The sequence below is a fragment of the Vibrio sp. WZ-1 genome (assembly GCF_052037695.1).
Lineage (GTDB): Bacteria > Pseudomonadota > Gammaproteobacteria > Enterobacterales > Vibrionaceae > Vibrio.
Genome location: NZ_JBQEQR010000075.1, coordinates 203,405 through 228,309 on the forward strand (window position 1 = coordinate 203,405; position 24,905 = coordinate 228,309).

The window sequence follows — 24,905 nt, forward strand, 5'->3', positions numbered from 1 at the left end:
TCCACTCCAAGTAGAGAAATCAGAAGAAAAGGCTCATGAAAGTCAGCGTATTTGATGTGATTAGAGCGGCTTTTCTCCACCTAAATTATCGACATACCACAACTTAAGTGTACGAAATAAAAACAGTTTTTCGCCAATATTTTCACCGAATATTCTACGGTAATTTAATCCAGATCAAAAAAGCCAGTGCGCGGTAACACACTGGCTTCTCTTCTATTCATCTGATTAATTAACCAAGCGCAGGAAGTACACCCAACGTAATAAGAACTTGTGCCATAACAATACCTGTACCTACAATCCCCGTAACAAGTAGTGCACCCTGACCACCAGCGACACGGTACTCTCCAGTAAACTCATCAGAACGACGAACCTTCACCACCATAACTAAAGGTAAGAAGATGGCAAGAATAGCCAAAGCAATTGCCGCGTAACCTAGTGCCATGATGAAGCCTTGTGGGTAAAACAATGCAAAGCCTAATGGCGGTGTAAAAGTGACTACGGCTGCGACTAAACGGTTTGGCTTTTCGCTATCGCCTTTAATGGTATCGCCCAAAAATTCAAACAGACCCAAACTTACGCCTAGGAAAGAAGTCAGAAGCGCAAGATCAGCAAATACACCGACTACACTGCCTAGGTTTGACTGGTGAACCGTTTGAGACAATTGACCAATCAAAGCGCTCAAGCCGCCATTCTCAATCAAAGTATCTTGGCTCACAACACCAAGTGTCACGACTTGCCAGAAGATGTAAATCACTAGTGGAATCGTTGACCCAACAATGATCGCTTTACGTAGAGACGACGTGTCACCGTCGAGGTAGTTAACAATAGCCGGGATACTGCCGTGGAAACCAAAAGAAGTAAAGATAACCGGAATTGCGGCAACGATAAGACCTTGCTCAATAGGCATGCTCAGCAGGTAAGATTCGGTCACGTTTGGCGCAAGGAATGACAGCACCGCAATCATAGTCACCATCTTCAGACCAAACAACACGCGGTTTACCTTGTCTACCGTGCCAGTACCCACCGTGACAACCATCGTCACGATAAGAGTAAAGATGATAGTTGAAGTCGAGCCAGAGATATCCAGGCCAAACCATTCTGTTAGGCGATCACCAAACTGAGCACCACCACCAGCGATGTAAGCAGCACACAATGAGTAGAACAAGAACAGCATTGCAAAGCTTGCTACCCATTTACCCTTTTGACCAAGGATTTGCTTTGCCAAAGTATGAAGGGTTGCACTGCTGTCCGCATACTGGTGAAGCTCAAGCATCAACAGTGCAGTAAACGCCATCAATGCCCATAGACCCAGCATAATGATTAAAGAAGTGGTGAAACCAATACCTGCTGAAGCAAGCGGAAGCGCCAGCATACCAGCACCTATTGTAGTCCCTGCAATAATCAGGGTGCTACCAAACACTTTAGATCGACTCATCGTATATTTATCTTTACAGCTTAATAAGATTTATCAGCATCAGATCGGGAAACGGCCCCCAAAACCTAACACCATATTTGGAATGATGACGATTCTGTAGGATCTTTCTAATAAGATCAAGCAAAGTGTAAGGATAAAAACCCACAAGTGTAAACTATATTATACAGACCAGCTTAAGCCCTCATTTCCGCCAGCAATTGAGCACACTCCTCCTCATTCATGAACTTAGGGACTGGGTAGTTCCAATGCGCCTCTTTAAGAATCAAAGTCACCAACTCATCAGTGTCAGAGAGTTTCAATACTGACGATGTTTGCTCGATACCAATCTCTTTATACAAATCTTCTAACCTATCAAGGAAATGTTGTGCGTTAGGAGTCTCTTCTCCGGTTGCATCTATCAACGATTCACTTAGGGCTGTCAGGTGTGGCTCAATCTCAGATAAAGAAAATCGAAGGACAGGAAGTAAAGCAAGACCATTTGCCATGCCGTGAGGCAACCCATACTTGGCACCCAAGCTGTGCGCAAACGCGTGCACGTAACCAAGGCTAGCTTTAGTAAAAGCCAAACCTGCATAATAAGAGGCCATCGCCATTTTTTGTCGAGCTTCAATGTTACTCCCCTCTTCAACCGCTTGTGGTAAGTACTCTAAAATGAGTTTGATAGCAGCGACCGAGTAGGCTTTAGTATCGCTTGTAGCATTGCGAGAAATATACGCTTCCACTGCGTGTGTTAACGCATCAATGCCTGTATCAGCGGTGATCTTTGCTGGTAAACCGACCATTAAACTCGCATCCAATGCCGCCATTAAAGGCACCAATTTCGGATCCATTAATGGCGTTTTAAGGTGGGTATCTGGCTCAGAAACAACAGCCGCAATAGTCACTTCTGAACCAGTACCAGATGTCGTCGGAATAACGAATAAAGGTGCGGGGGTTTTCCATACACGAAACAAACCAGCGAGCTTTTTAATGGATTTTTTGTTGGTCACTCTAGCTGCGATAACTTTGGCACAATCCATAGCAGAACCACCGCCGAGCGCTAAAATCGCATCGCACCCTGACTCCAAATAAGCAGCTAAACCGCTTTCAACTTGCTCATAAGTAGGGTCTGGTTTTACCTCAGAAAACAGCATCACCTCTAAACCGCTGGCTTTTGCGCTTTCGGCCACTTGTTCCGCCATTCCAATTTTTACCAACCCGTCATCGGTCACAAGGAGCAGCTTTTTAAAACCAAGATCTACAATTGCTTCTGTTAATTCATTGAGGCTGCCAGAACCAGAAAATAAGGTAGGTTTAGGAAAAGGGAGAACGTAAGCCGCTACTTTCAGCCCATTGGTGTAACCGCGATAAAGTAAGTGTCTCAGCATATAAATTCCATTTATTGGTTCAGGACAATCCAAGTCCAGTATCATAAAGTTTGAGTAGTTATTCTAGTTTGTTCTAGAACTATAGTTCACAAATAAAACTTGAACTCGTACCCCACCTTTCACCGCAAACCCACAAACAATCAACTACCATTTAGGTATCAAGATGTACTGGGGGGCTCATTGTGAGGCGCGTCTTGTATACAATGTTACTCGTTTCTTCATCTAGTTACGCTTCTTCAATGGCAAGTTTTCCTAATAACTGGGAAGACTATGTTCTGGTGAAACAAAGTATCATTCCTGCGAGCGATGTGGTTTTACCTCCACAAACTCCGACTTTTATTCAGCAAACGGTAAAGATGTACAACTGGGCGAATGGCGGGAAAGGAACCAACCTTTCTATCTACGTCCCTCAATCAAAACTAGAAGCTTATAAAGCTCATGGCCCCTATACCGACGGTATTACTGCCATCGCAGTATATGAAGAGTCCAATATTATCTTCGTAACGGAACATTTGGCTGGCGAAACCTTATATGGCACCTACGACAAACAAGAGAATGACATCTCAACACAGCACCCTTCTTTGAGCATCGAAACCTGCTATGGATGCCACAATGGCTATGAAGATATCTGCATCAACGGTACCTGTTCTGTACCGATTATTGATGTTTTTAATAAGTGAAGAGCCTAGTGAGAAATTCAATCAGAAGCACAATGTTCATCTCACACTTTCTGTTGGTTTTGGTCATGATTGGTGGTTTAAGTATCTATAACTTTCAGAATTCTATGGATACCATCATAAAAACGACGATTACATCCAGAGAGCATAGTGTAGCTGCGCTTGTAAGCCATGTAACGGATGCTGTACACGGTAATAACTATGCGAATTTGTTACTACCAGCATTAAAAACTCAACTCAAAATGCAAGATGAGCTCAACTATCTGTATGTGTCTGGACAATCCTCCACAAGTCAGCGACGTATGGAGATTGTTTACAGCAGAGAGATAGGTGAAGTTTGGCGCAGCCATTATCCCCCTAACTTCGAATCAACACTGCAACAGCGACTCAATCGCCTTGGTTCTGTTAAAGAGTCAAACCTGAGTACTCCAGCCAAAGTAGATTACCTAATTAACAGGCTAACAGATGCGAAAGCAAGGTATCGCCAAAGCTTAGAGCTCAACCAAAAATACGTTAAAGACCTTACACCTTGCCGAATGGAAAACAAAAGCCATATTGATTTTGATAAGGGCGTTATGTACATCAAAGTACCTTTATTAGATGACGTCTCCGGAACGGTCGAAATTTTATATGGCATTGAGCAAATAGAAAAAATCAAACAAGCCTTTATCCTAGATTTGTTTAAAGAGATTGTTATCAGCTTAGCCATTTCCTATCCTCTTCTCTTAACTTTGTCCTATCGTTTATCTTCGCCAATCAAACGCTTATCAAACTTCATGAAACAAAACTTTGAAGCAATCTCACTGCTACAAGTTCCAGAAAGCCATAGAACAGATGAAATTGGCGAACTAGCAAAATCTTTTAGCCAACTGGTCGATAAAGTCACAGACAAAAACAAGCGCTTAAACGAGCTGACTAAACACGACCCGTTAACTGGTCTATTGAATCGCCGTTCACTCGATTCCTCTTTCCGCTTGTTAAGCTACCAAGCTCAAGAGGCTTACATCACGTGCTTCTACATTGATATCGACCTATTCAAAGCTTACAACGATTACTATGGGCATCTTAGCGGGGATGAAGCGCTTAAGAGTGTGAGCCATGTACTCAATATGATGGCGGACATACACCAAGGTTATGCTTTCAGGATGGGCGGAGAAGAGTTTGTCTTGATGGTCAACTTGGCAACTCAAGAAGAGAGTGAAGTATTAGGTGAGCGACTCAGAACCGAGGTCAAGAGACTCAATATCAAACATGCGCCACTAACGAGAAGCCATGTTTTATCAATATCTATTGGTATCGCATACTGTTCAACACAAGATGCGGAGTTTATTGAACCTCGATCCCTTCTCAACAAAGCTGATGCTGCTCTTTATCAAGCGAAAAAGCTCGGTAGAGACCGTGTTATTCTCCATTCGAAAAAGCAAAGAGGCAGCGCCTAAACATCGTAACTTGAGTGTGCATATATCTTCATTTTCATTCTAGATCTGCACCACATATGGCCGAGCATCTCGTACCGCTTTAATATTTCATGTTTTCTTTTTTCTCATTCAAACTCATACCCAGTTCAAATTAATGAATTATTTATTTAAGTGAGGATAATCTTTTCTATTAACACCAAGTATCATTACTGAGATAACACATAAATAAAATCATAAAACGTCGGACAAAGTAATGAAGCAATCCCCTGCTAACTATTCACCAACAGGCTTTGAAGTAGATCTTAAACATGCGCTAATTTGGGTAGCGAGAGCACTCGATTACGTCGGTGTGGATGACACACACCACAGTCACAGAGTGGCGTATATCGCTTATAAATGTGCAGTCGCGATGAAATGGGATATTAAAAAAGCGGAGTTTTGTTACTTCGCTGGAATGATTCACGATTGTGGTGTTTCTGAGACTAAAGAGCATATGATGCTACTCGAGGAGTTGGTTCCTCAGGATGCTCAAGCGCATTGCATTAGAGGGTATCAGTCGCTAAAACAATGTAGCTTGCTCGCTCAATTTGCGACGCCTATCCTTCATCACCACACTCGTTGGCAAGACCTAGAACAATCGGATATTTCACCATTTGAAAAAGATATCGCTGCCCTTCTCTACTTGTCTGACCGATTGGATTTTTTAAGAGCTCATTACGCTACAGACTGTCACTCTGATTTGGTGACACTGCATGAAAATATTATCGCCGAAGCCGTACTCGCGAACTCAGGAACACTATTTAACCCCGACATGTGCGAAGCGATGGTGAAACTCATCATGACAGACGGTTTCTGGTTTGCAATGGAGTCAGAAAACATCGAAACCATCGGCTTGAATTTCGAGAACATCGATTGGTTGCAAAAACAACTAACGATTGAAGATCTCAACAGCCTTGGGTTGTTTCTCGCTAAGATCGTTGATGCTAAAAGCCCTTTCACTTATCAACATTCTCAAAAGGTCGCAGAGCTTTCAAGATACTTAGCGAAAGAAATCGGTCTCGATGAACACCATCAAGAGATGATATTTATCGCTGGTCTAGTGCACGATATCGGAAAGCTAAAAACACCGGATGAGATCCTGCATAAAGAAGGGAAATTAAATGAAGAAGAGTACACTCGAATCAAACGCCATACGATAGATACCGAGCTGGCACTTCATAAAGTATTTCCGAATGCAAAAATAGCAGAGTGGGCGTCGAATCATCATGAAAGACTGGATGGATCTGGTTATCCCTACCACAAAACTGCAGACGAGCTCGATATGCCATCAAGAATTATTGCCGTTGCTGATGTCTTCCAAGCTCTATCTCAAGATCGCCCTTACCGAGGCAGAATGACACAAGAGCAAATTTCCAAGCTCATGGATGAAATGATTGAAAGTCAAAAACTCTGCCACGATGTATATGGCGTCCTGACTAAAAACATGGCGTGTTGCTACCAAATTTCCACTGACGTGGAATAACCTCTAGCAAAAAAACAAAAAGGACACGTCTAACGTGTCCTTTTTGTTTAATGGGCGATATCAAGCTGGTTGTCTTTCACACCGTTAATACGGAACCAACCTGCGATACTAAATCGCTTTGCGTTTGTCGGTAATACTTCATGAGGGAATTGCTCAGACAAAAATACAAACAGCCGACCAGAGCGCGGTGGAATAGTCGCAATTTTGTTGTCATTCAAATCGTACACCACCAATTCACCGGCATCTTCTTCGCTCCACGATTCGTTCATGTAGAACACGGTGGTTAGACGGCGGTTTTCATTGCCTTTAAAGCAATCTAGGTGCTTTTGGTAGAAGTCTCCTTTCTCGTATTTCGCAAAGTGAGCTTCATACTCAAACAAACCTAGGAAGAAATGACGGTTCGCTTCCAAACGGATCTCTTCCATCTTGTCCAAGAAAGACGCAACTGGTGTACCCATATCACGCTTCAACCACTGGATCTTATCACTACGAATGGTTTCAATACGAGTCACGTCGTCGTTACGACCAATACGTGCTTTCTTCCAGTCATCAGGAATACAGTCACGCAGCTCAGCCACTTCCTCTTGAGAAATAAAATCATCCCAGATGTAGTATCCGTGCGTCGATAACGCGTCGATCAATTTGTTCATTCTATGCTGTTCACTCGTGTGGGTTTGGGCAGTCTATATAAGAAATTCGTGCTACAACAACAAATTCCATTTTCTATCGACACGACAAATGCAGCCAAACAACAAGGTTCGGACGTAAAAAAACCGCTCTCGTGAGCGGCTCAATTAGGTTCAGTTATCGCACTTCAATTATCGATTTTGAAGCGTTATAGAACGAGGTCGGATTGGACGAATTCGCTGAATCATCGGGCGTTGCTTTTTCTTAAGCTGGATATGACACATTTCCAACACAAGACCAAACGCCATCGCGAAATACACGTAACCTTTGTTGATGTGAATTGCGAAGCCTTCTGCCATCAACAGACCACCCAACAATACTAGGAATAGTAAAGCAAGAGTCTTAAAGCCCGGGTAACGCGTCACTAGGTTGTTGATTTTCTCCGCCGTCAACACCATCACAATCGCCGAAGAGATGATCGCTACCACCATGATTGGTACTTCGCTCGTTAGACCAACCGCAGTAATCACCGAGTCCATCGAGAACACGGCATCAACGGCAACGATCTGAAGCAGAACCACAGCAAGGCCAGTACGAACATGGGTCGAATGACCGTGTTCAGTATGTGTTAACCAACTCCACAACTCTTTCAAGCTTTTCGCTAGTAGGAATGCACCACCCGCAATCATAATCAAATCACGACCAGTAAACGTAAAGTCGCTGAAGCTGATTAACGGCTGAGTAAGTTGCATGATCCAAGAGATCGAAAACACCAAAACGATACGCGCCATAACCGCAAGACCAATACCTAAGTTTCGGGCAAGTTTACGCTGGTGCGGAGGTAATCGTTCACACAGAACGGAGATAAATACGACGTTATCAACGCCTAGGATAACTTCAAGAGCAAACAAGGTAGCGAAGATAGCCCACGCTTCTGGTTGCATGAAAAGTTCTAACATGAGTATGCCTCCTGTGATTGGAAGCCATACAATGAATTGTTCAGTCGACTAAAGGGGTCGTCCATTAAGTTTATTTAAACCTCTTATATTTAGGAAAGCCGAGTAAATCACCTCTCCTACTCGTTCGCAATCCCTTGTTATGTCAGGCTTCTGTCAGGCACCTTTAGTACTCTAAAGGTTATTGCCACCACTCACTCTATCAAGCGCCAAGTTGAGCCAAACTATTGCATCGAACACGAAAAGAAACACCGTATTTTTCGTGCTTCTGCAATAGTAAACAAATGTTTCAACGTAATATTTTGATATACTGAGAAAAATCACACGAGTTAGCCTTGCGAATGGACTATATAACACTCTCACGCATTAGCCTTAAACACCTGACGGTATTACATATGCTGCTGACAACGCATAGCGTCACTCAAGCAGCTGAACAACTGTGCGTGACCCCTTCCAGCGTGAGTAAAACCCTCAGCCAATTGCGAGACATTCTTAAAGACGATCTTTTCTACCGCGATGGCACCCGTTTAGTCCCAACGCCGTTTGCTCTGAACATCGGTCCTTCGGTACACGGCATTCTGTCCAGCATGAACGGCTTGCTTTACCAAGGTTCATTTAATCCTGCGTATTACGAAGGCCGGTTCTCATTAGCGATGCGCGAAAGCACCTTTGAGATCTTCGCCCCTATGCTGCAAAACCTATCTCAACAGATGGGCAGCCGAGCGCAATTGAACGTCTACGCCAAAGAGCAGATGAGTTTTGATTCTCTGATCCGTGGGCAAGTTGATTTTATGATTCTGCCGCACGACATCAGCCAGCCACCAACGCACAACAAAGACTTGGTATGGCAGACGATTCTAGAAGATGAAATGATCTGTTTGATGGGCAGTAATAACTCGTTAGCGAAGGAAGAACTCTCAGTAGAGAATTATCTGTGTGCGAGACACATTGGCATTCACGATAAAGACTTGTCTCAACCTTACTTTGAGCAGAACCTAACCCAGCGTTATGCCAAGCGTAGTGTGGCGATGCACGTGGCAGACTTTGGCTCCGCAGCGGTGATGTGTCACCACTCCGATTATCTATTCACTTGTTCAAAGCTTTGGGCCCAAATAGCACTGCAAGCGAAAGGATTGGTAGAGAAGCCTTTGCCGTTCGAGTACGGACAAGTGGCGTACAGTTTGGTATGGAATAAAGCGAGTCTGAACGATCCCGCTTTAAGATGGCTACAACAGAAAGTGCTTAAGGCATGTGAAACCTTGGGGGTATGCAGCAAGCCCAGAGTGAATAAGCTCTAAGCTCACTTACCTTGCTTTACTACACGTAGACCGATGGCCTGGTCATTGGTCTACTAACAAATTGACTTAACTGAGCGTGGAAGCGTTCCATTTCATCCTGAGAACATTTCTCCCACTCCAGAGCTTCACCCGTTACACCATGATGTTGAAAGGCATTCAAACGGATGTTGACCGACTCAGGTAGTGATTGCAGATAATGCCCGACAGCCACGATTTCAGTATCGAGATCGCTCTTACCCGGAATATGAAGCAAACGTACTTCATACAACTTATCAGCGTTGGCTAAGTACTGAATCGTTTGGAATACGCGGTGATTATCCCGCCCCACTAACCACTGATACGTTTCACTTTGCCACGATTTAAGGTCAATCATCGCACCATCCATGTACGGTAAGACTCTTCCCCAACCTGCGGTGGATAAAGAACCATTGCTATCGATGAAACAAGTGAGATGCTGCAATTCAGGATCGCGTTTGATGCCTTTAAACAGCGCAATAATAAAAGGAAGCTGTAAGGTAGATTCCCCACCGGATACCGTCACACCGCTAATGAAAAAACGCTGTTTTCGTATCAAATCGAGCATTGCCTCCACAGAGTAGTCCGTAATTTTTGGATTAGATTGATACTGACATATCTCTGTACAACGATCGCAGTGGGTGCACTCCTCTTTAAGCCAAACAACGTTGTTGTTTTCGTCGAACTTCAGTGCACCTGCCGGACACTCACTCACACAATCGCCACAATGATTGCAGTTATTGATGGTGTGCGGGTTGTGGCAGTTGACGCACTGATAGTTACAACCCTGTAGAAAGATGACTAGACGGTTTCCCGGCCCATCAACACAAGAGAACGGAAGGATACGAGTTACCTTAGCTAAGAGGTGTTCCGATCGTCTAGCCATCTTATTCTTATCCGTCACCAATTACTTAGCGTAAGTCGGTGACATTTCATGACTCACCACACGTGGTGAACGCTCTAAAATACCGGTATTCTTCGCCGCTTCCGCACCTAAGAATGTTGTATTGGTACGTGAACCTTCTGCATCATATTTGGCGATATCAGACAGTTTCACCATATACCCCGTTACGCGAACCAAGTCATTCGATGCTACGTTTGCCGTGAACTCACGGTAGCCAGCATTGAGCGCTCCTTTACAAAGGTTGAACATCGCTTCTGGGTTTGATTTCACTGTTTCGTCGATGGTCAGAATATCGCTGATGCCTGAGCGGTAGTATTGGTGATGACCCGCTGTCGCTTGCACGTAAGACACAGGATCTGGTTCGTTGCCGTAAGGAATACGAACGCCCGGCGTCACATCCAAGTCAAGGCTGATGCCACCTTGCGCGTGTAGTAGCGCTTTGCCTTCTAGGCCAAACTTCACTGGTGTGCTTTCTACCAATTCAGACAATTTTGCAGAGATTGCGTGACCTAGCTCGTTTGCAACAGCATCTCGACCGTAACGGCTTGCATTGCCTTCTTTCTCTAGCAATACGTTCACCGCTTCTGCCATGCCATAAATACCGTACATTGGCGCAAAACGAGATTCTTCAATCAAACCTTCTTGTGTTAGGAAGCCTTTGAAGAATTCCGACTTCTCATGCAGATGTGAAGCGCGTGCGTCCATCAACTCAACCATCAAGCCATGGTATTCCGGTAGTACATTGTTAAAGAAATCATCACGATTTTCTGCACGGTTTGCTGCTTCTTTCAGGTTCATGCGCACAAGCGTGTTTGAACCACCAGCCAATGGCAGTGAGTTGTAGCAGCTTACGATACCAAAGCGAGCACCTTCGTACGCATTGGCGTGTATTGGGTAGTTCGCGATGTGTGGCTTGCTGCACTCACAAATATTTAGTGTTGCTTGTTTTAGTAAATCGTCTGGAGTTACTGCTTCGTCGTACATGAACGTTAAGTTTGGCGCGATCTGTTTTAACTCAGCGTCTACTTTCAAGATCGTGCGACAAATGATGTTGTCCGTCGGACCAATATTCACGTGCATGAATGCATCTGGCAATGTGCGATCAAGCATGATCCAGAAGTGTTTTAGCTTTTTGTAGATTTGCTCGTCAGTAAGGTCACCGATGTAAGGCATCAGAACATCATCAAGCTGTCCAAGGTAAACAGGAATGTTGGTGACCGAAGGTACATGATGATAAATGATGGTCAACATGTTGATCGCATCATCAAAATCTTCTGCTGGAGCTAACTCCAAGTATTCAGAGCCTTGAGAAAGAAATTTTGCGTAATCTGGCAAAACATAACGCGGCTTAAACGGCGCGTGACCTTCAAACATGTCACATATGACGCCTTGCTGCATCGCTTGGCTTACCTCATCAGAGACGGTCATATATGGAATAGTGGCTTCGGCTTCCAAAGCAAGAAAGTTCGATTTCTGTTTTGGAGACAAGTTGCTATCTGTCGCGATAGCAAGGAAACGCTGCTGAAGATCGGAAAGGCTTTGAGTCATCTAAGATGTTCCTGGAGAAAATACAACCAATATCCCCCTTTCAAGCCTATACCTCGAAAGGGTGAGTTGTATTTTACGCTCTAGGAGTCTTTGCCACTAATGAAAAAAACAAAACAAGCAATTTCCATTTTGGAAATAAGATTTTCCTAATTTAGTTTAAGTTTTAATAACTTAGCGGAATAATTATCAATTCAGCTACGATGCGCAGTTGACAACATCACGCCTGCACTGATGAAGACGCCCCCAGTCAGACGATTGAACAACTTCGCTCGTCCTTTCGCAAACAGCCAATCCGATGTTCTCACACCTAGCAAGCCATAGAAGGTCAGCCAACTCAGTTCGAACACCACAAAGGTACTGGCAAAGACAATATATTGTGTGAATAACGATGCAGATGGGTCAATAAATTGAGGAAACAGCGCGGTAAAGAAAACAATGGCTTTTGGGTTGCTCGAACCAACAATAAAACCGCTAGTAAATGCGCTTAAGTAATTTGAAGAAGACTGCTCAGGCTGCGCTTGTGAAAAATCGCTTTGCTTCGAGCGCAATGCTTGGATACCAAGCCAAATAAGATATGCAGCACCACACCATTTGATGATGTTAAAGACCAACTCCGAAGAAGCAATGACAACGCCAAGACCAGTAAAAGATAGGGTAAGTATGATGGTAATCGCGGTCAAACTACCAAGGGCGGTCGCAAAAGCATGGCGAAATCCGCTGCTAACCCCTTTGCTCAGACAAAGTAACGAGCTAGGGCCAGGAGAAGCCGTCAGGACAAGTATTGCGAGGGTGTAGTAGATCCAAGTATCGAGTTGCATGAGAGATTCCTTTCTATCCGCATTAACGTGCTAAATAACAAAACAAACAACCGTCCACTGGTTAATTGTTATTCAATAAAAATACGGTTTATATGCAACAATGTAAAGTATATTAATCGTAAAAAGGTTTAGCATCTACTTCAAGAGTTGACGGTGATACCGCCTGCTCAATAGTCAATGAGCTGGACTTCAAATCAACCATAGCAACATCGGTATATCGCTTGTACTTTCTCGAGTAAAAACACTTAACTATGGGTTTGAGCGGTTGCGACTGGCTGGATGTCCATACGATACCAACACGACCGTCGCTGAGTTGAACGAGAGAGCCAACTGGATATACACCAATACAGTTGATGAATTTATACACTAAGTCCGCATCGAGATGAGTTGGCGTCAAGCTAAGAAGAATCTTAAAGGCCTCTGCAGAACTCATGCCTTTTTTGTACACACGGTCTGCTGTTAGAGCATCATAAATATCAACAATGCCGCTCATTCGGCCATGCATTGGGATTTGCTCGCCTTTCAAACCACGCGGGTAACCATTGCCATCCAGTTTCTCATGGTGCATCAAACACACATCACGGCTTACTGCGCTCAGGCCTTTTACGCCTACAATAATTTCGCCAGCGAATACTTGATGAAGCTTCATGTGTTCAAACTCTTCCGGCGTTAAACGTGCTGGCTTATGTAGGATTTCGTCATTGACTTTGATTTTACCCACATCATGAATGATGCCGCCAATGGCAAGTTGTTTTAGTGTTTCTTTATCCAGACCTAAATGCTTACCGAAAGAGACCAACAAACACGCTACGTTAACGGAATGCTCAAGTAAATAAGAGTCTTTTTGGCGAAGTGCCGAAACACATTGAAGCGCATCTGAATCGATTAACACACTCTCGATCATGTCATCCGCCCACGATTCGATCTCGTCGACTTCAATAATTTTGCCTTCAAAAGTTTGGTTCAGCAGTTTTTGCGCTAAGCCTTTGGCTTCTGCAATTAGCTTCTTTGCTCGCTTGTGTTGCGCTTCTCTTGTCCGAAAAGCGCGAGGAACTTTTGTTTGCGCGACGACTGGTGATTGTTCTTCAGATTCAACAACTACAGGTTTAAACACACAAGCACTCGAAGATAACCTTTGATCAACCCAAACAAACTTAACTCCGCTGGCTTTTAATTTTTCTATGCCCTGTTGCGTAGAAACACGACCAGCATTCGCGAGGTTTACACGTTTATTTTGCTCTATAGCAGTCACAAACATACCAACACCCATGTCTGTAATTGCTATTTTTATCGAGTCTTCTGGGTTGTACTGCATAAATCAAGGTGTCTACGTTTTAATTAATGTACCTATTATATGATATCGGACCATTTCCCGTCATAATAAATTAGCGAGTACATGTCTTATTGAGACTTAAATCAATAATATTGTAAATCTCCACACATAGAGCAAGGATAATGACTGCTCAATTTATCGTCATATAATTTCGCGTTTTTATAATTTGACAGCCAAATCAATAACTACTTCAAATAATTAGTATTTCCGGTTGACTATCATATTTAAATCAACAAGATTGGTAATATGGCTTTCGAAATTTCAGTCTGTTGCATTATTTTAGATTTGATTGCGTAAACGCAATGACACATTAGATTGATAACTTTATAACTACTATTAAAATACGTAGCGTTAAAAGATAAACTCACAAATCATGTTGAGTCGATTGTTCTCCCTAGACCATTACTCCACAATAGCATTTTCTGCAAGAGCGATAGCTAATGACAAGTAACGTTGAGCCTACTGTAACGGAGCAAGACCGAGATTTTCTTAAGATTGTAGAAGAAAAGTTCATCCATATTTTTGACGTCTTCAATGAAGGCCTTTTTTATATGGACGAGTTTGGATCGATGGTTTTTTACAATCAGAAATTCTATGAGCAGTTTGGCATCAAAACCGGCCAGATCAGTTTAGATGATTGGCTAGAGTTGGTTCATCCTCTTGATCGTAAAAGACTCGCTAAACGAGTTGATGCTCATATCTCAACAAGTGATACCCGAATAGCGACGACCTATCGTTTGAGAAAGCCTAATGGCCAGTACATCTGGTTAGAAGGCATCGCGATGACCAAAGAAAGTGAATATGGTCTCTACATGGTGGGGAGCCATAGAGATATCTCTGAGAGAAAGTTGATGGAGAGCTATATTCATCAAGTTGCTTTTCATGATAGCGCATCAGGGATCGCAAATCGCAGCAAATTGCTCCTTGATATAAAGGAACATATACAAGCTGACTATGACCAAGCCTCTCTCATTTATATTCGCATCGAGGACATCAAATCCTTTCTAAATCACTACGGTAGTGACCTCGTGGAAGACTTGGTTGATAAGCTCTTGGAAACACTCAATCAACTACCTCAATCAGTCAGTGATGTGTATCGAATTCATGATGATGATTTTGCTATTCTCATCAACGAAGCATACGCACTCGAAGAGCTACTAGAGTTTGCAAAAACCATTAAAAAGCATTACCACCAAGCGATGCTTGAAGATGGAAAGTTGTTGGGTAGCAATATCAGTATCGGCTTATATCCAACCTTTGATGTTGATCTCTCAGCAGAAGAAATCATTCACAAAGCTGCGCGCACCTGCCAATACGCTTGTGAAAAGAGAAACGATCATATTGCGGTATACAGCCAAAAAACCCAACAAGCCGTTGATAGATACTTCTTTATAGAGCAAGGTTTAAAAGCAGCGCTAGACAACCATACTCTTAGCGTTAAGTTTCAACCTATCATTTGTGCTCAAAATGCAAAAATAGCGAGCTTTGAAGCCCTTGTCCGCTGGCGAAGTGAAGAGTTTGGAGAAATCTACCCTGATGAATTTATTCCAGTTGCCGAAAACAAAGGCCTAATCGTAGAACTTGGCTACCAAGTTTTTGCTAAAGCTTGCACCTTTATTAAAGAGTATCGAGAGCGCTATCAAAGCCAAACACGCGTCAACGTTAACGTTTCTGTTCTACAGTTGTTGAATAGTGATTTTCCCGCAACCATAAAAGCAATGGCCGACGAGGCTGGTGTGCAACCAAGCTCCATCGTATTGGAACTTACTGAGACCTTTATCTTAGATAGTAATCAAGCTGCTATTGAGCCATTGAACTCGTTAAGCGAACTTGGCTTCGCACTTTCTCTTGATGACTTTGGGGCTGGTTACAGTTCTCTCAATTGCTTCTTTGATTTGCCAATGACGCAAATCAAGATCGATAAAAGTATGGCTTGGAAAACACTGACGAACCACTCTTCAAGAGAGTACTTGAAGTTCTTAATCGCTATGTGTCAGGAAAACGAAATAGAAGTTGTCATTGAAGGTATTGAAGACGCTAAGATGAATGTATTCTTCACCGAGCTTGGCGTTGACTATTTACAAGGTTATTGGTTCTCAAAACCGCTCTCTGTAGCGAGCGCTAGCCGATACACTTTAGTTCAATCGTAGTCTCACTTATTTTTGCGCTTGTAACAAAAAGTTCACCCAATCAGTCCTCATCTTATGAAATGCTGTGGCGCGATGAGATTACTTTTTGGTGAAAGGGCCTTTAAGGAAGAATGTTACTTCATTACAACAGGCTAACGAGCGCTTCAACCAGCATTGAAATTCGCAGTCTGCTCTTAGTACTGGCCATCATTTTTATTATTAACACGCCGATAAGCTATATTAAACAAGAGAAAATTGAGGATCATGTGCAACAAGTGGACGCTGCACATGAGTCATATAAACTTCGTAAGAACTTAATTAATAACTACTTAAACTTATCGAATACAATTATTGCAGAGCACTATTTCGACAATCCCCTTCCCTTCGAAAATACTGTTCAGCAGTTACTCACAGAACAATCACTGTTCAAAAGTATTCGAGTAATATCCAATAAGCCTAATCTCCAACTTGCTATCAGTGAAATATTACCTTCGTATAATCACTTCTATAAAAGCCATTACCTAAAGAAAATTCAGGACCAAACTGTAAAAGGAAAATCTTACTTCATTGGGATGATTGATATCGACCACTTCAAATCAGTCAATGATACCTATGGACATGATATTGGCGATCAAGTAATTAAGCGTGTATCTGCCGTGATAAAAAGTAGAATCCGAACCAGTGATTACGCTTTTAGAGTAGGAGGTGAAGAGTTTGTGGTATGGTAAAAACCGACTCAAAAGAAATCGCTCGCTCTATATTTGAGCGAATTAGACAAGACATTGCGAGCACAAATACCATACCAAAAGTAACGGTTTCTTGTGGAGTTAGCCCAGTAGAACATTGCCTTCAGCAATCCATTAAATCTGCGGATGCTCTATTATACTTAGCCAAAAACAACGGCAGAAACCAAGTGAAAGATGCAGCTTAGCATCTATCACTCGAATCAATAAATCTACCTGAGTATGTGTATTACCTTAGTTTTTCAAACACGACACTTTGATCTAAGTATTCATGATATTGGCTGTAATCCAGCCCCATGTCGAATACATATCGAGTCACCAAATTACGTACACATTCGATCAACTGATCCGCTTGCCATGGCTTTTCAAAATAGCGGTCTATGCCAGCTGAGTTAATCGCGTTAATGGTATCTGTATGAGTTGCCTGCCCCGTCAGTAGTACTTTACGAGTGTGCACAAATCGAGAATCCTTAGATACCTCAGTAAGTAGCTCAACTCCTGTCTTACCTGGCATAACATGGTCAGAAATAAGTAAAGCTATCATTTCTCCTTCAGCATCAAGCTCGTCCATCAGTTCCAAAACTTCAGCTGCTGATTCACAATCTTCAATGTTTAGCCACGTTGTCAGTGGCTGCAAATCTTGTAGGACAGCGCTTAAAACCTCACGCTGGTCATCCACGCAAATCAAATTAAGCTTTTCCATGTTCTTCCTCTACAGGTAGTTTGATTCTAAATATGGTGATTTCTTTATCGCTCTTAACCGCTACCGAACCGTTGTATCCAGCAATGATCCGTTTCACTATTGATAGACCTAAGCCCAGTCCAAATGATAATCCACCCTTTTTAGTGGTAAAGTTTGGTTGAAAGATCTTTCGTCTTGTCGCTTCACTAATCTCAGGGCCATTATTTGCAATCGTGACGAGAATGCGGTTTTTATTGACTCTGGTTTGTATATCAATTTCCGGAGACTCTGTATCTCTAAGTGCATCACAAGCATTCTTTAAAATATTGACCCAAATCTGCACCAACTCCGTCTGCGAACCGACAAATACTGGTAGCTCTGCAGGGCTAAATTTCACTTTTACTCGCCTCAAATCACTTTGCAACAGGGCAAGCGCTCGGTTAATTGAATCATTAATACTCAGAGCTTCATCAAGATCTATATCCGTTCGACCAAGCTGTTTGACAGACTTAACAATCCCAACGGTGTGCTTAGAAGCTAGTCTTAAGTCATGAAGATCCCTTCCCATTTGCCAGAAACGAATCGCTTCTTCAGGTCGTTTAAGCCAGTGTTCATTCAGGTAGTCGGTAGGAACGGCACGCGCCAAATCTCTTGCCAGATCTTTTGGCAAAGCATACTGTTTTTCAAAATGTCTGCCACGAGTTCTGGCTTCACTTGACGTGACTCTTTGCCCTTGCATCAAGCCATAATCAAAAAACTGACTCGCTTCGGGATGAATCTCCTCCAGTAATTCCATAATTACTATTTCTAAGCGCTCAGACTTACTACTCACAACACCAATTGCATTATTGAGTTCATGAGCAATGCCTGATGCCAGTTGGCCTAACGTCGTCATTTGCTCCGCAGTATGGAGTTTCTGTAGCGCCTTCTCTTTTGCCAGAGCTTCTTGTGTCGCTCGGCGTTGACGACGGGATAATTCATTAACAATTACTGGCATAAACTGAGTGGTTAAAGGCCCGTACTCCTCTTCAGCGACAACTGGTGTATGACGCTCAATCCATGCTAGTTCAACATCTGATTGTGCAATTACCGTCGACGAGGCCGTCCAAGTGCCAGAAAAGAAGCTATGAACACCAATAAACGCTCCAGCAGACGCTGAAAATACCTGAGTTTGACTCTTACCATCTTCGGAATAATAACCAGCGAGTTCTCCAGAAAGTACGTAGTAAAGCCTCTCGTTGTAGCCCTCTTGCTCAATCAATATAGAGCCGGATGCCACCGTTATTCGTCGCTCTATATCACTAAAGTAACGCTCTACTAGAGCATCTAGTTTACTCTCGTACATGAATTACCCGATATGACCCACAGTATGGAGGACCCACACCATAAAGAAGCTCAGTAGCACACCAACAACGCCAAGAACCACACCGACTCTAGCCATTTGGTTACTCTGCACATGGCCAGTTGCATGGGCTAATGCATTCGGAGGGGTACTGATTGGCAGAGACATACCTAACGATGCTGCAAAAGTAACGACAAGAATCAACGTCACTTCTCCACCTAATGGCGTCAGCGAGGCCATAGAGGTGCCAAGTGCCGCCATAATTGGCATTAGCAAGTTTGCTGTGGCGGTGTGGGACATAAAGTTTGCCATCAACAGACATAAGAATGCCGCGCCAAAGAGCACCACATAAGGAGAGAACTCATCAAATGGGATGCTATGAACAACCAGTTTTGCCAAGCCAGTTTTATCAAGTGCTAATCCTAATGCGATACCACCTGAAACCAGCCAAAGCACATCCCAAGATATTTTCTTCAAGTCTTCTTTATTGATAATCCCTGTCAGGGAGAAGACGGCCACAGGGATCAATGCAACAGTATATGAGTTCATGCCATGAGCCGACCCCATCAACCAAAGCAGAATGGTACCCGCGAAAGTGATGTATACAATCATCGCCTTTGGCGTCTTTAGGAACTTACTCTTGATATTCAAGTCGATTGTTGTTTGTTCCGCTTTGTACATAAAGCCAATCAGGAACCAAGCTAACGCCATCATAATCACAACAAACGGCACACCAAAAACCATCCATTCTCCAAAAGTAATCAAGTTATCTCCAACGAGATACTTCAAGGCAATCGCATTTGGAGGGGTGCCAATCGGCGTGCCGATACCACCAATATTTGCAGCAACAGGAATGCAGAGTGCAAACGCTATACGACCAGGATCTTTGGGACCAAATACCGCAATGACTGGAGTTAGAATTGAGAGCATCATCGCCGTCGTAGCAGTATTCGACATAAACATAGAGAAAACGGCCGTGATTAACATTAATCCAAGCATGACATACTTGGGGTTCTGGCCAAATGGCTTAAGTAACACGCGCGCTAGGTTGACATCCAGTCGATATTTAGTGGCTGCCATCGCAAGAAAGAAACCACCTAAGAAAAGCATGATGATTGGGCTAGCAAACGTCGCCATAATTTCATGGTATTGCAACAGTTGACCAAAGTGGTCTTGCCCTTCATTTAGCCTAAAGAACACCAACCCTTTGTTTGAGACCATCAGCAATTCCAGCACGATAATAACCACTGAAGTTGCATAAATTGGAATAGGCTCAAACACCCAACATAGGGCTGCCAACAAAAATATAGCAATCACTCGTTGTTGGACAACAGTGATACCTTCAAACGGAAATGCCGAAAGAGGCAAAAGCAAAATGATTAACGGAATAACCGTCGGGATGATGTATTTTAGATAAGGGCGCATAAAACTACTTCTCTTCCTGAGATGATTAGCCTTTAGAATACAGGCGGAGTTCGAACAATAGAGCGGTAACTCTAAATAATCCGAACAGAAATTATGCGCACTAGTTGAGGTGTAAATAATGGTTTTAGATCAATGAAAAATGATTCATAACCAAAAAGTTATCTTATCTGTGTTCAAGCTCACTAAAAGTATGTAGGACAATAAGAAAACTATTTTTTGTATGAATCTCTCCATTACTTTGAATGACAGTTTTGTTCAGGATAAGGAAACTCCGGGCAACAAAAAGCCCAGAACAATGTCTGGGCAGTTGAATTAAATTGCGGTTGCTAAGCGTGGTTTGTACAAGCAGTTTTCGCCATCAGGGCGAGTTTTAAAGCGGCGGTGAAGCCACATATATTGGCTCGGGCTTGCCATGATCGATTTCTCGACAATTTTATTGACGAACACTGCCGCTTGGTCAGGTTCATTTTTAGGAAAACCTTCAACTGGGGCGTGGATCGTTAGCGTATAGTGGCCATCACGTTCTCTGACCATTGTAAAGGGGACGATCGCGCAATCTGTGGCATCGACCAGTAAACTCGTACCGGTTGTAGTACATGCGCGCTTTACTGCAAAGAGCGGAGCAAAAGTAGAACGACGTGTACCATAATCATGATCCGGTGCGTACCATACGCGCTCACCAGAGTTTAGTGCCTCTAGCATCCCTTTCACGTTCTTTCGATCGATTAACGTTCGGTTTGAGCGTGAACGGCCCTTGTATTGAAAGTAATCAAAGCACGGGTTGTTATTTGGTCGATAAACACCTGTGCCCGACTTTTTTATCCCAAATGCACGTGCACCTAGCTCCAAGTTCATGGAGTGTACGGCCAGCATTAGTGCACCTTTACCCTGTTTTTCTAGAGCTTCAATATGTTCCATCCCTTTGATAGTCACATGCTTGTTTACTCTAGAGTCTGACCAAAACCAAGCCATTGCCGTTTCAAAAAGTGCAATGCCAGTATTGTCGATATTGTCTTTTGTTATCGCAGCACGCTCTGCTTCGCTCATCGAAGGAAAACACAGTTCAAGATTGCGTTTAATGGTCAACTGGCGTTTTTTCATTAATCGCATGGCTAGACGACCAACTCCTCTACCTAACGATAACTGAACTTTAAAAGGAAGTAAGCTCAATAAGTACATGATGCCAATGACAAGTAACGTTCCCCAATAACTTGGAGCAAGAAAAGCGGCCTTAAACTCAGGCTTTTTGTATTTATTCATGAGAGTGTCGAGAGACATAAATGTCTAATAGGTAAATGTTAACAATGATAATCAGTTTGTTTTTTATCATTGCCTGAGCTTATATCAAAAACCAAAGCGCGCGGATTCTATGGTTCTTCGACCCACTACACAATAAAAATTTTCTTAGTTTGTGTGACTGACCTATTTACGCGACAAACCATACATTACTCGCACATGTTGTGAGCCACCATCCATCTTGCGTGCCATCTATTTAACTTTTACTCAACACAAATGGATATGTACTTTGTTTTCTACTCTTATCGGTGTAAAGTCTCGATTTATTGCCCCCCAATATTAGCCCTTATGCCGCAACTGGAAGCACAATGAACATCGATACCCTAATAGCCTTTGGTGGCATTGTATTTTTCCTCGCTATTATCCCCGGCCCAAATGCACTATTAATCTTGTTCACAGCACTTACACAAAATCGCCGTTTTGCTGCTGCTAACATTCTCGGAGTTGGGTTGGGGTTCCTGATTCACGCTTTCATATCGGCAAACGGATTGAGCTTACTGCTTTCTCAATCCGCACTAGCATTCAACATCCTAAAATGGATGGGCGTTGCTTATTTGGTATGGTTGGGAATTAACAACTTAAAAAGTGGTCTCAAGCTGGCAGACCAGAAGTTAAAGTTCGAGCGTAAGCTTGAAGTGCAGACTCTTAAACAAGCCTTTGTGAAAGGATTGCTGACCAACCTCCTGAATCCAAAAATCGTTTTGTTCTACCTATCAATCTTCCCTCAGTTTGTGCAACCTGAACACATTCTTGAGCAAAGCATGATATTGGGCGCACTTCAGGCAAGTATCGTCGCCTGTTGGTTCCTGTTTGTAATCTTCTTTGCCACCAAAGTAAAAACTCTGCTGACGTCTTCAAAAACCAGTAAGTGGCTGAACTACGTCAGTGGTGGGTTGTTTATCTTCTTCGGCATTGGCTTAGCCAACACCCGCTTTTAAAACCCGATTACAGACACAAAAAGCACGCCAAAGAGCGTGTTTTTTGCTTTTTGAACTAGCCAAAAACAGCGGCCAAAGCTAAAATCCCGACAAACAACACCGCAACGAATCCTAGTAAATAAGAGAGCTTTCCGGTTCCCCCTTTTGGCGCTTGATTACAGCATCCCATCATATCCTCCACTTTCTAACATACTCTGATAGCTTTTAACCTAGACCCTTACCCAAGGGGAGAGTCAAACGTTCATTCTCGCTGAACCTAGCATCTCGAGGTTACTTGGGTATAAACACTATTGTTAATATACAAATTTTGAATCAAAATTTCGTTTTCCAACCAGAGCAAACGTTTAAATTGATTACAAATAAGCCTCTGACACATCTATTCATTTTTGGGTAAATACATACCATTTTTAGCTATATACCCGCAGATTCTGGCAGCCCTACAATACGCACGTCTTACTTGTAGCACGCGTGTTCTCCTATTGAGGCACGAGGCTCAATCACTAAAGGTATCGAATGAGCAGTATCGCCAAATCCGCCGTCAAACTCAGTGTCTTTTCTGTCATCATGATTACGGTCACATCCGTCGACAGTATCAGGAACATTCCGGGTGCCGCCTTATTTGGTAGCCACGCCATCTCTTTCTTCCTATTGGCTGGCTTTTGCTTCTTTGTTCCTACGGCATTGGTATGTGCAGAGCTCAGCACCACCTACCCTCAACAAGGTGGCGTCTATTTGTGGGGTAAAGAGACCATAGGTCCTAATTTCGGTTTTACGACGGTATGGTATCAATACGCTGAGAATATCGTTTACTACCCTCCGCTCATCTCCTTTATTGTTGCGACGGGTGCGTATCCTTTCTTCCCTGAACTGGCGCAGAACAACATCTTCATGTTGCTCATGATTAACGTGATTTTCTGGGCGCTTACATTGGTGAATATCTTCGGTCTACGCTTGTCTTCACTTATCACTAACGTGTTCGGTACTTTGGGACTTATCTTCCCTATCCTACTAATCATTGGTTTAGGCGGATACTGGGCTTACACCAATCCAAGTGAATCACATATCTCACTGCGCCATGCGTCAGATTGGTTACCAGACTTTTCTCAAGATGGTATTGGAGCGGGCTTTACTGCCGTCGTGCTATCATTGACTGGCCTTGAAATTACGACGTCTTACGCAAGTGAAGTCGATAACCCACAAAAGACTTACCCAAAAGCGCTTATCGTATCAACAGTGCTGATTTTAGTGTCTCTAACAGCATGTTCACTATCAATTTCTTCCGTAGTATCGAGCGATCATTCAAGCTTGAGCGAAGGGGTCATTCTGGCGTTCAAAGCGTTCTTCGATGATTTAAACATGTCATTCATGCTGCCAGTCATTGCTCTAGCCATTGTGTTTGGTAGCTTAGCGAGTTTGAATAACTGGATCATCGCTCCAACGAAAAGTCTCCACGTAGCAGCGAAAGACCACTTTATGCCGTTGGCATTAGCGAAAGAAAACAAGAACCAAGCGCCAGTCCCTCTTCTGCTATTACAAGGGGCTATTGTCAGCGTGCTTTCTTTGGTGTTTATCTTAGTACCAAATGTTAACCAGGGCATGTGGCTACTTAATATCCTGATGACCCAACTCTACATGGTGATGTACATCTGCATCTTCGTCTGCTTCTTAGTGTCACGTCGCAAGCATGCAGATATTCAACGTCCATTCCGCGTTCCAGGGGGCAAAGTGGGTATGACGTTAGTGGCAGCACTCGGTTTGATGAGCTGTTTTGTAACGATTTTCGTATCGTTTGATGTCCCTGCTGGCATAAGTGCAGAAACTGGCGCATACGCATTGATTCTTGGCTTTATTGCATTCAGCTTACCTGCCATTGCTGCCGTAATGTACCGTAACCGTCAGCGACGCCGAGACACTCAATTGATTGAAGCCGTGGCCAACTAGTTTAGCTACGTAATAAACAAAAAAAAGCCAGACAATGTCTGGCTTTTTCAATGGAAGTCGCTTACTCACCGGTATAAATACAACCTGCAGTACACGTCTCTTTAATTTCTACTTTGCTTAACAATGGTAAATTTGGCTTAAGCCGTTGCCAGATCCACTTAGATAGCACTTCACTTGTTGGGTTTTCAAGACCTTCAATATCATTCAGGTAGTAATGATCTAGGCGATCATAGATTGGCTTGAACGCAGCTTTAATCTCTGCAAAATCCACTACCCAACCAGTGTGTGGATCAACTTCACCTTCAACGTAAAGGCGAACAAGAAAAGAATGTCCGTGTAAGCGACCACATTTGTGTCCCTCAGGTACATGAGGAAGGTGGTGTGCAGCTTCAAACATGAACTCTTTGTATAGTTCGGTTCTCATTTTGGTTCTCGGGCTTTTAAAAAGACACGCAATACTAAGTAATTCGCCCACAAGTGACAAGTATCAC

General features: G+C 43.1%; 22 protein-coding genes. 9 read left to right on the forward strand and 13 right to left on the reverse strand.

What is annotated here, in order from left to right; all coding sequences use genetic code 11:
- Positions 1-229 precede the first annotated feature (229 nt).
- Together ACTS60_RS12045 and ACTS60_RS12050 are read right to left on the reverse strand one after the other, a co-directional pair.
- Positions 230-1,435: an aromatic amino acid transport family protein gene (locus ACTS60_RS12045; RefSeq protein WP_440888427.1), complete on the reverse strand. Its 1,206-nt coding sequence runs from the start codon at positions 1,433-1,435 to the stop codon at positions 230-232.
- A gap of 173 nt (positions 1,436-1,608) precedes the next feature.
- Positions 1,609-2,802 (reverse strand): iron-containing alcohol dehydrogenase, encoded by a 1,194-nt coding sequence (locus ACTS60_RS12050; RefSeq protein ID WP_440888428.1) that lies wholly within the window; start codon positions 2,800-2,802, stop codon positions 1,609-1,611.
- 239 nt (positions 2,803-3,041) lie between these two features.
- Between ACTS60_RS12050 and ACTS60_RS12055 the strand changes: the two genes are divergently transcribed.
- From ACTS60_RS12055 to ACTS60_RS12065, 3 genes are all read left to right on the forward strand, one after another.
- Positions 3,042-3,482, forward strand: coding sequence for a hypothetical protein (locus ACTS60_RS12055; RefSeq protein WP_440888429.1), 441 nt, complete (start codon positions 3,042-3,044; stop codon positions 3,480-3,482).
- A 32-nt stretch (positions 3,483-3,514) separates the two neighbouring features.
- Positions 3,515-4,918, forward strand: a complete 1,404-nt coding sequence (locus ACTS60_RS12060; RefSeq protein ID WP_440888430.1) for a diguanylate cyclase domain-containing protein — start codon at positions 3,515-3,517, stop codon at positions 4,916-4,918.
- 232 nt (positions 4,919-5,150) lie between these two features.
- On the forward strand, positions 5,151-6,419 hold the full coding sequence (locus ACTS60_RS12065; RefSeq protein WP_440888431.1) for an HD domain-containing phosphohydrolase: 1,269 nt from the start codon (positions 5,151-5,153) through the stop codon (positions 6,417-6,419).
- A 47-nt stretch (positions 6,420-6,466) separates the two neighbouring features.
- On the opposite strand, the gene ACTS60_RS12070 is transcribed toward ACTS60_RS12065, so the two are convergent.
- The gene (locus ACTS60_RS12070) at positions 6,467-7,069 is read right to left on the reverse strand and encodes a 2OG-Fe(II) oxygenase (RefSeq protein ID WP_440888432.1); all 603 of its coding nucleotides are present in this window, start codon (positions 7,067-7,069) and stop codon (positions 6,467-6,469) included.
- A gap of 168 nt (positions 7,070-7,237) precedes the next feature.
- The gene (locus tag ACTS60_RS12075; RefSeq protein WP_440888433.1) at positions 7,238-8,005 is read right to left on the reverse strand and encodes a TerC family protein; all 768 of its coding nucleotides are present in this window, start codon (positions 8,003-8,005) and stop codon (positions 7,238-7,240) included.
- Positions 8,006-8,343: 338 nt separating this feature from the next.
- On the opposite strand from ACTS60_RS12075, the gene ACTS60_RS12080 reads away from it, so the two are divergent.
- On the forward strand, positions 8,344-9,300 hold the full coding sequence (locus ACTS60_RS12080) for a LysR family transcriptional regulator (RefSeq protein ID WP_440888434.1): 957 nt from the start codon (positions 8,344-8,346) through the stop codon (positions 9,298-9,300).
- A 19-nt stretch (positions 9,301-9,319) separates the two neighbouring features.
- Here the strand turns inward: ACTS60_RS12080 and ACTS60_RS12085 are convergent, their stop codons facing one another.
- The 4 genes from ACTS60_RS12085 to ACTS60_RS12100 form a co-directional block, all read right to left on the reverse strand.
- A complete protein-coding gene (locus ACTS60_RS12085; protein WP_440888435.1) occupies positions 9,320-10,201 on the reverse strand; it encodes a YjjW family glycine radical enzyme activase in 882 nt (293 codons plus the stop codon).
- Positions 10,202-10,222: 21 nt separating this feature from the next.
- Entirely contained in the window at positions 10,223-11,767 is a 1,545-nt protein-coding gene (locus tag ACTS60_RS12090; RefSeq protein ID WP_440888436.1) for a YjjI family glycine radical enzyme, read from the reverse strand.
- A gap of 191 nt (positions 11,768-11,958) precedes the next feature.
- Entirely contained in the window at positions 11,959-12,585 is a 627-nt protein-coding gene (locus ACTS60_RS12095; RefSeq protein WP_440888437.1) for a LysE family translocator, read from the reverse strand.
- A 112-nt stretch (positions 12,586-12,697) separates the two neighbouring features.
- The gene (locus ACTS60_RS12100; protein WP_440888438.1) at positions 12,698-13,900 is read right to left on the reverse strand and encodes an HD-GYP domain-containing protein; all 1,203 of its coding nucleotides are present in this window, start codon (positions 13,898-13,900) and stop codon (positions 12,698-12,700) included.
- Positions 13,901-14,358: 458 nt separating this feature from the next.
- On the opposite strand from ACTS60_RS12100, the gene ACTS60_RS12105 reads away from it, so the two are divergent.
- The 3 genes from ACTS60_RS12105 to ACTS60_RS12115 all read left to right on the forward strand — a co-directional run bounded on the left by ACTS60_RS12105 (position 14,359) and on the right by ACTS60_RS12115 (position 16,978).
- The gene (locus tag ACTS60_RS12105; RefSeq protein ID WP_440888439.1) at positions 14,359-16,068 is read left to right on the forward strand and encodes an EAL domain-containing protein; all 1,710 of its coding nucleotides are present in this window, start codon (positions 14,359-14,361) and stop codon (positions 16,066-16,068) included.
- 110 nt (positions 16,069-16,178) lie between these two features.
- Complete coding sequence (locus ACTS60_RS12110; protein ID WP_440888440.1) at positions 16,179-16,775, forward strand: GGDEF domain-containing protein; 597 nt, start codon at positions 16,179-16,181, stop codon at positions 16,773-16,775.
- Positions 16,769-16,978, forward strand: coding sequence for a diguanylate cyclase domain-containing protein (locus tag ACTS60_RS12115; protein ID WP_440888441.1), 210 nt, complete (start codon positions 16,769-16,771; stop codon positions 16,976-16,978). The genes ACTS60_RS12110 and ACTS60_RS12115 overlap by 7 nt, the downstream gene beginning before the upstream one ends.
- 41 nt (positions 16,979-17,019) lie before the next feature.
- Here ACTS60_RS12115 and ACTS60_RS12120 read toward each other — a convergent pair whose 3' ends face one another.
- The 4 genes from ACTS60_RS12120 to ACTS60_RS12135 form a co-directional block, all read right to left on the reverse strand.
- Positions 17,020-17,493 carry a response regulator gene (locus ACTS60_RS12120; protein WP_440888442.1) on the reverse strand — a complete coding sequence of 158 codons (474 nt, stop codon included), beginning with the start codon at positions 17,491-17,493 and terminating at the stop codon, positions 17,020-17,022.
- A complete protein-coding gene (locus ACTS60_RS12125) occupies positions 17,480-18,817 on the reverse strand; it encodes a sensor histidine kinase (RefSeq protein WP_440888443.1) in 1,338 nt (445 codons plus the stop codon). The genes ACTS60_RS12120 and ACTS60_RS12125 overlap by 14 nt, the downstream gene beginning before the upstream one ends.
- 3 nt (positions 18,818-18,820) lie before the next feature.
- A complete protein-coding gene (locus ACTS60_RS12130) occupies positions 18,821-20,239 on the reverse strand; it encodes an SLC13 family permease (protein ID WP_440888444.1) in 1,419 nt (472 codons plus the stop codon).
- A 312-nt stretch (positions 20,240-20,551) separates the two neighbouring features.
- Positions 20,552-21,499, reverse strand: a complete 948-nt coding sequence (locus ACTS60_RS12135) for an LpxL/LpxP family Kdo(2)-lipid IV(A) lauroyl/palmitoleoyl acyltransferase (protein WP_440888445.1) — start codon at positions 21,497-21,499, stop codon at positions 20,552-20,554.
- A gap of 344 nt (positions 21,500-21,843) precedes the next feature.
- On the opposite strand from ACTS60_RS12135, the gene ACTS60_RS12140 reads away from it, so the two are divergent.
- Both ACTS60_RS12140 and ACTS60_RS12145 read left to right on the forward strand, forming a co-directional pair.
- Positions 21,844-22,473, forward strand: coding sequence for a LysE family translocator (locus tag ACTS60_RS12140; RefSeq protein WP_440888446.1), 630 nt, complete (start codon positions 21,844-21,846; stop codon positions 22,471-22,473).
- 513 nt (positions 22,474-22,986) lie between these two features.
- Positions 22,987-24,414 carry an APC family permease gene (locus tag ACTS60_RS12145; RefSeq protein WP_440888447.1) on the forward strand — a complete coding sequence of 476 codons (1,428 nt, stop codon included), beginning with the start codon at positions 22,987-22,989 and terminating at the stop codon, positions 24,412-24,414.
- A gap of 61 nt (positions 24,415-24,475) precedes the next feature.
- Here the strand turns inward: ACTS60_RS12145 and queD are convergent, their stop codons facing one another.
- The gene (gene queD / locus ACTS60_RS12150; RefSeq protein ID WP_440888448.1) at positions 24,476-24,838 is read right to left on the reverse strand and encodes a 6-carboxytetrahydropterin synthase QueD; all 363 of its coding nucleotides are present in this window, start codon (positions 24,836-24,838) and stop codon (positions 24,476-24,478) included.
- Positions 24,839-24,905 lie beyond the last annotated feature (67 nt).

What these genes read in the sequence shown, in the direction of transcription:
- ACTS60_RS12135 (WP_440888445.1), bottom strand. Translation starts at nt 21,499, where the DNA reads ATGAATAAATACAAAAAGCCTGAGTTTAAGGCCGCTTTTCTTGCTCCA.
- ACTS60_RS12095 (WP_440888437.1), bottom strand. Translation starts at nt 12,585, where the DNA reads ATGCAACTCGATACTTGGATCTACTACACCCTCGCAATACTTGTCCTG.
- ACTS60_RS12100 (WP_440888438.1), bottom strand. Translation starts at nt 13,900, where the DNA reads ATGCAGTACAACCCAGAAGACTCGATAAAAATAGCAATTACAGACATG.
- ACTS60_RS12105 (WP_440888439.1), top strand. Translation starts at nt 14,359, where the DNA reads ATGACAAGTAACGTTGAGCCTACTGTAACGGAGCAAGACCGAGATTTT.
- ACTS60_RS12070 (WP_440888432.1), bottom strand. Translation starts at nt 7,069, where the DNA reads ATGAACAAATTGATCGACGCGTTATCGACGCACGGATACTACATCTGG.
- ACTS60_RS12045 (WP_440888427.1), bottom strand. Translation starts at nt 1,435, where the DNA reads ATGAGTCGATCTAAAGTGTTTGGTAGCACCCTGATTATTGCAGGGACT.
- ACTS60_RS12075 (WP_440888433.1), bottom strand. Translation starts at nt 8,005, where the DNA reads ATGTTAGAACTTTTCATGCAACCAGAAGCGTGGGCTATCTTCGCTACC.
- ACTS60_RS12125 (WP_440888443.1), bottom strand. Translation starts at nt 18,817, where the DNA reads ATGTACGAGAGTAAACTAGATGCTCTAGTAGAGCGTTACTTTAGTGAT.
- ACTS60_RS12130 (WP_440888444.1), bottom strand. Translation starts at nt 20,239, where the DNA reads ATGCGCCCTTATCTAAAATACATCATCCCGACGGTTATTCCGTTAATC.
- ACTS60_RS12140 (WP_440888446.1), top strand. Translation starts at nt 21,844, where the DNA reads ATGAACATCGATACCCTAATAGCCTTTGGTGGCATTGTATTTTTCCTC.
- queD (WP_440888448.1), bottom strand. Translation starts at nt 24,838, where the DNA reads ATGAGAACCGAACTATACAAAGAGTTCATGTTTGAAGCTGCACACCAC.
- ACTS60_RS12050 (WP_440888428.1), bottom strand. Translation starts at nt 2,802, where the DNA reads ATGCTGAGACACTTACTTTATCGCGGTTACACCAATGGGCTGAAAGTA.
- ACTS60_RS12110 (WP_440888440.1), top strand. Translation starts at nt 16,179, where the DNA reads ATGTTACTTCATTACAACAGGCTAACGAGCGCTTCAACCAGCATTGAA.
- ACTS60_RS12080 (WP_440888434.1), top strand. Translation starts at nt 8,344, where the DNA reads ATGGACTATATAACACTCTCACGCATTAGCCTTAAACACCTGACGGTA.
- ACTS60_RS12055 (WP_440888429.1), top strand. Translation starts at nt 3,042, where the DNA reads ATGGCAAGTTTTCCTAATAACTGGGAAGACTATGTTCTGGTGAAACAA.
- ACTS60_RS12060 (WP_440888430.1), top strand. Translation starts at nt 3,515, where the DNA reads ATGTTCATCTCACACTTTCTGTTGGTTTTGGTCATGATTGGTGGTTTA.
- ACTS60_RS12085 (WP_440888435.1), bottom strand. Translation starts at nt 10,201, where the DNA reads ATGGCTAGACGATCGGAACACCTCTTAGCTAAGGTAACTCGTATCCTT.
- ACTS60_RS12145 (WP_440888447.1), top strand. Translation starts at nt 22,987, where the DNA reads ATGAGCAGTATCGCCAAATCCGCCGTCAAACTCAGTGTCTTTTCTGTC.
- ACTS60_RS12115 (WP_440888441.1), top strand. Translation starts at nt 16,769, where the DNA reads ATGGTAAAAACCGACTCAAAAGAAATCGCTCGCTCTATATTTGAGCGA.
- ACTS60_RS12090 (WP_440888436.1), bottom strand. Translation starts at nt 11,767, where the DNA reads ATGACTCAAAGCCTTTCCGATCTTCAGCAGCGTTTCCTTGCTATCGCG.
- ACTS60_RS12065 (WP_440888431.1), top strand. Translation starts at nt 5,151, where the DNA reads ATGAAGCAATCCCCTGCTAACTATTCACCAACAGGCTTTGAAGTAGAT.
- ACTS60_RS12120 (WP_440888442.1), bottom strand. Translation starts at nt 17,493, where the DNA reads ATGGAAAAGCTTAATTTGATTTGCGTGGATGACCAGCGTGAGGTTTTA.